Source organism: uncultured Phascolarctobacterium sp., assembly GCF_958349595.1.
Lineage (GTDB): Bacteria > Bacillota > Negativicutes > Acidaminococcales > Acidaminococcaceae > Phascolarctobacterium.
This window is the reverse complement of record NZ_CATWDQ010000030.1, coordinates 1-8962: the sequence shown is the minus strand read 5'-3', so window position 1 is coordinate 8962 and position 8962 is coordinate 1. Positions and strand designations below refer to the sequence as shown.

The following is an 8962-nucleotide window of genomic DNA, read 5'->3' as shown; positions in this document are numbered from 1 at the left end:
CAGAACTGACGGCCTAACAGGATTTTTGTGTCTACTAAGTATTGACCACTTCACGCGATGTACGGTGTTTTTATTGCTTTATAACTTGTTTTTAGGGTTCGGACGCTGTTTAAAGCAATGATAACTGCAGTAATACTGCCGCCGCCGACCCGCCAGTGCCGTATAAACATGGTAGGTTTTGTTGCAGGAAAATTCTTTGCCGCAGATCGGGCAGACTTCCAGCAGGCTTTTTAACGGACTGCCCGAAGCACTATTGGCACTGCTGTTTATCGCACTGCTGAAAACTTCCTCATCTTTTTTCATAAATATCACTCCTGCCCTGCTCCATTTGCCAAGTTTGCTCATACTTGTTTTTTATATTACAAGTTATACTTTTTGTTATATATTTAATGATTTTATATAATTTTTTAGTACGACTCATTATAATACTTTGAAGCATTTCCTGCAAGATTTTTTACTGTATAATTTAGATTTTATTTTCCAAGCCGGACTTGTACCGTCTTCTAGTCTTTTTTACATACAGCCGGCTGCAGATAAAAGAAGTGAAAGGTATCGTAAACAGGATGCCAAAGCTGCCGATAACGGCCTGCAGTATCTCCACTACCACCATCTCCTTATTCAGCAGATACAGTAGAGAATGATTATAAGCGAAAAACAGTAAAACTATCGTCAGTGAACCACCAATGTAAGCCAGGATCAGCGTGTTGGACATCATACCCAAAATATCACGGCCGATATTATTGCCGGCCTGCAGCAGCATTTTCCTTGTCGGCGCAGTACTGGTAGCCGCCAGCTCGTTCAGGGCCGAAGCTATGTCCATCGCTACGTCCATGATCGCTCCCAGCGCGCCGATGATAATCGCACTAAACACAATCGCTTTCAAATCGATCGGATCAGCAGGATTCAGAAATAAAAGGTACATGGAATCCTCATCCACCAGTCCCGTCAGCTGCAAAAAGCTGTCGGCAGCTACACTGATCAGCGCCGCAATGACCAAACCGCCGATACAGCCTAAAATAGTTGCGATAGTTTTTCTGTTGATCCCATTCACCAGCAGCAGATTCGTCACAATAATAAAAGCGCAGGTCAAAATCGTCCAGCAATACACATTCTTTCCTGAAATGATCGCCGGCACAAAAACCGCAAAAATAGACAGACAGCAAAAAATCAGGGAAATCAGCGTATTTACGCCCTGCATCCGTCCAAAAGCAATAATACTCAGAGCAAAAACAGCAAACAGCCACATCAGCACATTGCTGCGCAGATGCTCAGCATAGCTCCAGGCACCATGCCCTTTCTGGTCTGGCAGCAGCAGTACCTTATCGCCTGCGGCAACGTCACGCCCGGCGGCAAAGCTGCCCGATTTATTCTGTATAGCTGTTACTTTAGCCCCCTGCTGACTGCCTGATAATAATTCAGCCTCAAATCTTATCTGTTGAAATTTAGCCCCCGTCTCTGCCGGTAAAAGCTTTAGAACCCTTGCCTCGATAACGTTAGTAGAAGCTTTTTCTTTAAAAAAGCTTAATCCCTGCGTAGCAAAATAATGGCCTGACGCCAGATACAGCAAAGCAAGAACAATCGTCACGAAATAAACAATTTTATTTTTCAAGGTACACCCTCCAAAATTTATTTATGATAAATTTTGGCAGTTCTTAATTATCAAGACGTACTTTCAAACCGATCAACGTCAGCTTTGGCAGACTGACAGATATGGCCTTCTTGCCCGTATTGCCAACCAGCAATAACAAGCTTAACAGCAGCGGCAGCAGTGCCGGCAGCACATAATTATGGCAGCTGCTGATAACGCTGAGCGTCAGACATACCGGACAATCCGCCCCGCTGCAGTCATGTCCGTGACTGGACTCTACATATAAAGGATTGCAGGCTGCACCAGCGATAATGACCAGTAAAAGCAGCAGCGCTGTCAGCAATCTATAATTTCTTTGTTTTAAAGACATGGCTCTCACTCTCGAAACAAAATTCTGCTTTTCTATCTTTATTACTATATCACAAAACTCGTCGCCAACTTGTGAACTCTTTTACCATTTTCAGACTCCAGCTATAGAAAAACAGGCCCGCTTTAATGCGGACCTGTCTTATGGGGAATATTTTCAAACAGGATAAGGGGTTTGTCTCAACCTGTTGAAAAGCAGATAAATCATACTTAGAACGTCCAGCGGGCACCGGCATTCCATTGCCAGTCTTTCTTGAAGTCACTGCCCGTACTGCGTTCTATATCAAAATAGATATGGTTATTTTTGCCGGTTTTAAAAGCAGCGCCGATACCGTATTCAAACCAGGTATCATCAAAATTCTCACTGACTCTGACCCTGCCGCTGCTGTCTGTCAGCGTTGTTTCATAGCCGCCGCCAAATTCGTGCAGCAGGTTGGCTTTGGCATAAACGATGCCTTTAGAGCTAACTTCCTTACCAAGATTAAAGCCGATACGCCCGACAGCGCTTTTGATCCCGCTTTGGCTCACTTCGATACCGTTGCTGGTCCGGTAATTATCGCCGCCCAGATAACCCAGAGTAAATTGGGCCTGTGGTTCGATATACCAGCCCTTGTCCAGATTCTTCTTCCGGCCGTATTCCGCACTCAGCGCAACGCCGGTATTCTCTATCGACCCGGTGATTTTATTGTTGGCAGTATCATAGACTTTAAAATCATTATCCATATGGCTGAATTTAAGTACCACATCCAGATAATGGCCTTTATTGCCGAGCTCCGTATTATAGAAGCTGATCGCTTTGCTGCTGTTGTCGCCGCTGCCGCTTTGATAACTGCTGCTGCCGTCTGTATAGCTGATCGCCGCGCCCTGATAACGTGTTTTCGTCGCGGTTTTTTTCGTCAGCTCATCATACCCCAGCTCATAGGTTGTATATTTATTTTCAAAAGCAAACTTGCCGTCACGCCCGATCTTACTGCCCTTGACCCTGAACCAGGCGCCTTTTTCGTCAGCGCCGTTGTGGCGCAGCTCGCCCATGCGTTTCAGTAATTTGTCATTTTCATTACGCCAGGTATGGTAATTGAGCGCTCCCGCAGCTGTAACAGTTTCTACACTCGTTGTCGGTTTGTCGAGAGTGATGATTTTATCCAGATACCAGTCAGTGGCATAGCCGGCCGTGGCGCTGGCCTGATGTGCCAGATCGTAATGGGTATAAAACAAAGTACCTTCTCGGTCATGGGCCGTAAAAACGCCGTTGCCGTTGACGCTGGCCAGTACCAGCCCTGTACCTTCCATGCTGCTGCCTTCCGGTACATATGCATCCTTCTGATAGATGTCGATAGCCTGCGTCCCGCTGAAATCATCAGTGATATACAATTTGTCGCTCTCCATACTTCTGACGTCGATATCCATTTTGAAAATACCGCCGTTGCCGGTAAGATTCGCCGCTGTCAGCGTACTGTAGCGGTTCTTGTCGGCCCGCAGATCGACGATGCCGTTATTGATATTCATATCAGTTGCCTTGGAGCTGCCCGTCATATTCCAGACAGCGCTGTTGCTGATATCAAAATTTACTTCACCGTTACCGGTGATATAACTGGCCGCAGTCAGATAGGAAGTATTCGTGTGCATATTCATATTTACGGCGCCGCCGTTATAGCCGCCTACATCGCCCACGACCTGCACTTCGCCGTTGCCGCTCGAATTTACGTCGATCTTGCTGTCCGTGCCACTGGCAAATAAAGACCAGGTAATAGCGTCATTATCATTCATAAACAGGCCTTTAGCGATATCGGCTTTGCCGCCGTTGCGTACATCAAAACCATAAAGGTAGTCGGCACTGCTGCCAGCAGTAGAAATCGTCAGGTCATCGTTAAATTCAGCCTTGGTCGTACCGTCTACATTATCATAAATATAAACCGCTCTGGCCGTATCGACACCGTTTTTGACGACGATATTCGTTTTACCGTTAAACTGAGCCTGGCTTTGTCCCCAAACATGCAGACCTGTATTATAATAGCCGCCGTTGCTTTCCAGGCTGAAGTCCTTATTAGCAACCAAATTCGACTCATTACCTATAGAAACAGCTTTCAGCCAATAGCCGTCCTGCCAGTATTCAAACTGGGTCCCTTCGTTGACCAAATGGCCAGGAGCTGTACCCTGCGTAGTCAGATTCTGCCCTACCAGCAGAGCATCATTATTAAAAGTAATATCTGTCCGTTCCACATCGATCGCCTTGCCGCCAATGATCTCACCGTAAATATTATCATCGGCAATACCATCGCTGACAGCATAGATCTCTGTCGAGCCGCTGCCAGAAAATTCGACCGTATTACGGTTAGTAGAATGCGTATCCACAGCCTCGATCCCGGAATGACCTTTAAAAACGATAGAATCAGCGTTGAATCTGGCAGTATTATTGATATTATAAAGGGCGCTGTTGCTGCCGCTTTGATAAATGAACTGCAGTGCTGTTTCATTGACATCGATCAGAATCTGCTCCGCTTTGACATCCAGGTCGCTGCCGCCGGACATAGTAATACCCACGCGCCTGTCTATAGAAGTAGATCCGGGATCGCCTTCAATCTCGATCGCAAAACGGCCGCCGTCAAAAGTCATACTGCCATCGTGCAGACCGATACCATGACGGTGCGTCGACACATGCTGCTGTGGCATCAGGATCGTCAGATTGATCTTATTGCTGCCATCACTTTTAAAATCAAACTTACCGCCATTATCGGCATATAAACCATAAACATCGGTACTGCTGTTAGTGACTTCATTGCTGACAACGATATTGCCCCCAGTGAAAGTCATCGTACCATCCAGGTTCCCGCGTTTATAAGCATACAGAGTTGCACTTCCATAAGTATCTCTATTATTAAAACCTTTCAGTGTCAGCGTTTTTCCATCGGCAACACTGATCTTGACCGCGCCGTTAGTAGTATCGAATAAAGCCCGCCGATAATTTGACAAGCCCGTATAACCGCTGGCGTCTAAAGTTACATCACCGTTGGTAACGGTATATTCCCCGCTGGATCTTTGCGGAATACTGCCAGTATAGTTTTCGTCGACCAGTTCTGTTGCCGCCGCAGCTACTGGTGGCATTGCAACGCCAGCCACATGTACCAGCGACAATAATAACAAACTATGCGCAACCCTCTTGCTTAAAGTCTCTTTTTTCATAACTAATATTCCCCCCTTGATTTCCCTGCTCGCTGCAAACTAAACGCATCTATTATTCCTGATACTTAAATAGTTTTTCGCGATATTTTAAAATTAATTACAATAGAAATTTTATCCTTTCGCATTAATTTAGGTAATGATAGCATATCTGTCCCCCCCCGCAAGACTTTTTTGTTTTGTTTGAATTCGCCGGTTTAATAGTCTTGCAACTGGTAACTTTCAATCGGGTTTTACCCATCACACAGATATAGCAAAAGCACCGCTCTTCCAGCGGTGCTTTACTAAACCTCTCCTTAGAAAATTATCCTTTTCATACTGCAACTGCCCTGCAAAAAATCTACTTTTATAGTTTCAGACATAAAAAAAAGAACGCACAGTTTCAACTGTACGTCCTTGATCTTTTTTAATTATCATTATGCATATTCAGCGATCGTCTTATATAAAATATCCACATCTATCGGTTTGGCAATATGGCCGTTCATCCCCGCGTCCAGAGCCGCCTGTACATCATCCCTGAAAGCATTGGCCGTCATGGCAATGATCGGTATACTTTGAGCCGACGCAGCAGCAGACCCCCGAATGATCCTGGCTGCTTCATAGCCATTCATTAACGGCATCTGGATATCCATAAAAATCATCAGATATGCAGCCGCCGACTGCTGAAACAATTCTACTGCTTCCTGTCCATTGGCTGCATGATCGACCTCCAGACCCACTAACTTCAGCAATTCCACAGCGATTTCTGCATTCAGCTCATTATCTTCAGCCAGCAGCACTTTTTTTCCAGCAAAATCGTATTTTATCTGCTCTCCGCTGGTCTCTCCAGCTGTAAGCTGCCCTTTCTGAGCTACTGTCAGCAGCGTATTATACAGCGACGAGGCAAAAAGCGGCTTGGCAATAAAGGCATTGACGCCGGCCGCACGGGCCTGCTGTTCTATTTCTGACCAGTCATAAGCGCTGATAATAATGATCAAAGCCTCCGATCCCACATATTCGCGTATCCGACGCGCTGTTTCGATACCGTTCAGATCTGGCATACACCAGTCGATAAAGCAGACATCATAGCAGCCCTCTCCAATTTCAATCGCAAATTTCACCTTGTCCACAGCTGCAAAGCCATTAAGTACCCAATCCACACAGACACCCATTTTCTGCAGCAGCAGGGAAGCATGCTCACAGCAATCGCGGTCATCATCAACGACCAGTACTTTCAGCTCATCCAGAACAGCAGCTTTATTCTCTGCCTGTTCCGGCAGGCCAAAAGGCAGATCAACATTGAATACCGTGCCAGCTCCAGGCTCACTCTGCACATCGATCGAGCCATCCATCAGCGCAACCAGATTTTTCGTGATCGCCATTCCCAGACCTGTACCACCGTATTTTTTAGCAACACCGTTGTTCGCCTGTTCAAAAGGCTCGTACAGATTCTTTAAAAATTCCGGCTCCATACCGATCCCGGTGTCTTTGATCGTAAAGCGCAGCCAAAGCCGATCGCCCTGGCGGCGCAGCTTCCTGACCTCCAGCTTGACGCTGCCGCCCTTAGGTGTAAATTTGATCGCATTGGACAGCAGATTGATCAGGATCTGATTGACGCGCAGAGGATCACCGATCAGCATCTCTTCATCAAAGCCACTTACCGTCAATTCAAAAGTCAGTCCTCTGGCAGCTGCCTGCTGATAATGGATGTCAGTCAAAGACTCGATCACCTTTTTCAGGTCGAAAACTTCGTTATTCACATTTAATTTACCGTCTTCGATCTTGGACATATCCAGTACATCATTGATCAGCATCAGCAGATGCCTGGAAGAAAAGGTTATTTTACTCAGACAGTCCGTAAGCCGTTTCTGATCGTCCAGATAATTGAAGGAAATAGTCGTCATCCCGATGATCGCATTCATCGGCGTCCTGATCTCATGCGACATCCGCGATAAAAAAGACCGTTTGGCATCGTTGGCCTTTTTAGCGCTGTTCAAAGCATCCTGCAGGATCAGCTGATGCTTCAGCAGCAGTTTGTTCTTCTGAAACTCGTTTCTTAACGTATATAACATCAAAAAGACGATCAAAAGTCCGCTCACGCCTGCATAGATAATGGCCCACTTCGTCCGTTCGTCCGTTTCACCTTCAATCATCAGTACCCTTCTGTCAGCAGAAGCCATAACTGTTTTTATAGCTTTTTCCGTTTCCGCCTGCAGAGGTTCGATTTTAACTGCGAAATGTTCCTTGACGCTGCTGTGCTGCACAGCGCCGCTGCGATTACTTTCAAAAAACTCCGCGCTTTGCAGCAGTGCTTTTTCCAAAGCACTCAGTGCCTGTTCCAGAGCTGTCAGATCATAAGGATTCCCCAGATAAACTTCTTTTAAGACCTGCAGTGATTTTTGGTTCTTCGTCTGCGCGGCGACTAAAATCTGCCTGATCTCCGTCAGATTATTTTCCCCATCAGCTAAAAGGATCGGCAAATAAGCCGTCGTCTGTGAGACCACGCCCTGGATCCTGCTCACCTCTGACATGGCTTTATAAGGATGCCCCGCCACATAATCGATCTGCCGGTTGATATGCAGGACGGCTAAAGTCGTCCACAACACATACCACAACATCAAACAGCAGATAGCCACTACACTGACTATCATTCTGTTTTTCTTGAAAAAATCCATTTGCTTATTCCTTTATCTTTAATAAAATTATCTGCATAAAACGAATTTTATTTATATTATAAATATATTTGAATTTTCTTTTTATTATATTGCTATCACCTTATTATGGCAAGGCATTTTTATAATAATTATTATCTTTTTTTATAGACAAAGATTTTTTGCTCATCTGCAAAAAAAAACAGGTCAGCTTTTATAAAGCTGACCTATTTTTTAAGCCTGCTGCATCAGGCATTTTCATAATACCGTATCACCTTGATGCGCCGCATTCTCTTATCATTCGCTTTGACTGGTGCTTCATCACATTCCGGATCAAGCAGATCTTCCAGCCGGCAGCCGAAAATACTGCGCAGTTTCAACAGCAGCTTTAAGCTGCCTGGGACCCTGCCATTTTCAATATTACTCAGGTGGGTCTGCGTAATATCCAGCATTTCTGCCAAAGCTGTCTGCTGAATACCCTGTTTTACTCTCCTGACTTTGATTTCATTACCTATTTTTTTCAAATCGAGATTTTGCATATTTGCCCCACCGCTTTCTTCAAAAAATCTGTTTACAGAGCCTTAGTCAAGATAGCGAATAACTTTGACCCGTTTTTTTCGGGCTTTGCTTTCTTCTTCCAAACACAGCAGCTCATCGATAGTGCAGCCCAAAATACTTTTCAGCTGCAGCAGCAGCTCCAGACTGAGCATGGCGCGACCAACCTCGACATTACTCATATGCGTTTGCGAAATGCCTAACTTTTCCGCCATCGCTGTCTGCGAGATCAGCTTCTGCATCCTTCTCACTTTAATATTCATTCCTATTTTTTTTCTGTCTAAAGTTTCCATTTTTACTCCTTACTGTGTACGTATGCATATAGCTGTTTTAAAAAAAATATATCCTGCATCTTACACTTTTTATATTTCAAATTTCATCATAATTACAAACTCTGCACCAATATTTTTAATGTTTAATTATTTTGCCAATTAAATTAAGTATATTTTATTGTTTTTATTATAGCATTTATTAAAAATCAGCACAATATCTTGTTTAAAAATGTTAACAGGAGCCGTTTTTAATAATCCTTTAAACTTTTCCATATTTTTACAAAGCTAATCTTATAACCATTAATAAAATTATATTTTTTATTGTTTTATATTTATAATTTCATTTTTTTAAAACAACAAAATATTTTAAAATT

Annotated in this window: 7 protein-coding genes; all 7 read right to left on the bottom strand. The window is 44.3% G+C overall.

Annotated elements, in window-relative coordinates:
• Positions 1 to 78: 78 nt before the first annotated feature.
• The 7 genes from Q4G98_RS12310 to Q4G98_RS12280 all read right to left on the bottom strand — a co-directional run bounded on the left by Q4G98_RS12310 (position 79) and on the right by Q4G98_RS12280 (position 8609).
• A complete protein-coding gene (locus Q4G98_RS12310; protein ID WP_293546904.1) occupies positions 79 to 303 on the bottom strand; it encodes a hypothetical protein in 225 nt (74 codons plus the stop codon).
• Positions 304 to 466: 163 nt separating this feature from the next.
• Positions 467 to 1609, bottom strand: coding sequence for a YibE/F family protein (locus tag Q4G98_RS12305; RefSeq protein ID WP_298565630.1), 1143 nt, complete (start codon positions 1607 to 1609; stop codon positions 467 to 469).
• 43 nt (positions 1610 to 1652) lie between these two features.
• A complete protein-coding gene (locus Q4G98_RS12300) occupies positions 1653 to 1958 on the bottom strand; it encodes a hypothetical protein (RefSeq protein ID WP_298565628.1) in 306 nt (101 codons plus the stop codon).
• A gap of 206 nt (positions 1959 to 2164) precedes the next feature.
• Positions 2165 to 5134 (bottom strand): autotransporter outer membrane beta-barrel domain-containing protein, encoded by a 2970-nt coding sequence (locus tag Q4G98_RS12295; protein WP_298565626.1) that lies wholly within the window; start codon positions 5132 to 5134, stop codon positions 2165 to 2167.
• A gap of 413 nt (positions 5135 to 5547) precedes the next feature.
• Positions 5548 to 7785: a response regulator gene (locus Q4G98_RS12290; RefSeq protein ID WP_298565624.1), complete on the bottom strand. Its 2238-nt coding sequence runs from the start codon at positions 7783 to 7785 to the stop codon at positions 5548 to 5550.
• Between the two features lie 224 nt (positions 7786 to 8009).
• Positions 8010 to 8300 (bottom strand): helix-turn-helix transcriptional regulator, encoded by a 291-nt coding sequence (locus Q4G98_RS12285; protein WP_293663443.1) that lies wholly within the window; start codon positions 8298 to 8300, stop codon positions 8010 to 8012.
• A 42-nt stretch (positions 8301 to 8342) separates the two neighbouring features.
• On the bottom strand, positions 8343 to 8609 hold the full coding sequence (locus tag Q4G98_RS12280; RefSeq protein WP_298565622.1) for a helix-turn-helix domain-containing protein: 267 nt from the start codon (positions 8607 to 8609) through the stop codon (positions 8343 to 8345).
• Positions 8610 to 8962 lie beyond the last annotated feature (353 nt).

What these genes read in the sequence shown, in the direction of transcription:
- Q4G98_RS12310 (WP_293546904.1), bottom strand. Translation starts at nt 303, where the DNA reads ATGAAAAAAGATGAGGAAGTTTTCAGCAGTGCGATAAACAGCAGTGCC.
- Q4G98_RS12300 (WP_298565628.1), bottom strand. Translation starts at nt 1,958, where the DNA reads ATGTCTTTAAAACAAAGAAATTATAGATTGCTGACAGCGCTGCTGCTT.
- Q4G98_RS12295 (WP_298565626.1), bottom strand. Translation starts at nt 5,134, where the DNA reads ATGAAAAAAGAGACTTTAAGCAAGAGGGTTGCGCATAGTTTGTTATTA.
- Q4G98_RS12290 (WP_298565624.1), bottom strand. Translation starts at nt 7,785, where the DNA reads ATGGATTTTTTCAAGAAAAACAGAATGATAGTCAGTGTAGTGGCTATC.
- Q4G98_RS12285 (WP_293663443.1), bottom strand. Translation starts at nt 8,300, where the DNA reads ATGCAAAATCTCGATTTGAAAAAAATAGGTAATGAAATCAAAGTCAGG.
- Q4G98_RS12280 (WP_298565622.1), bottom strand. Translation starts at nt 8,609, where the DNA reads ATGGAAACTTTAGACAGAAAAAAAATAGGAATGAATATTAAAGTGAGA.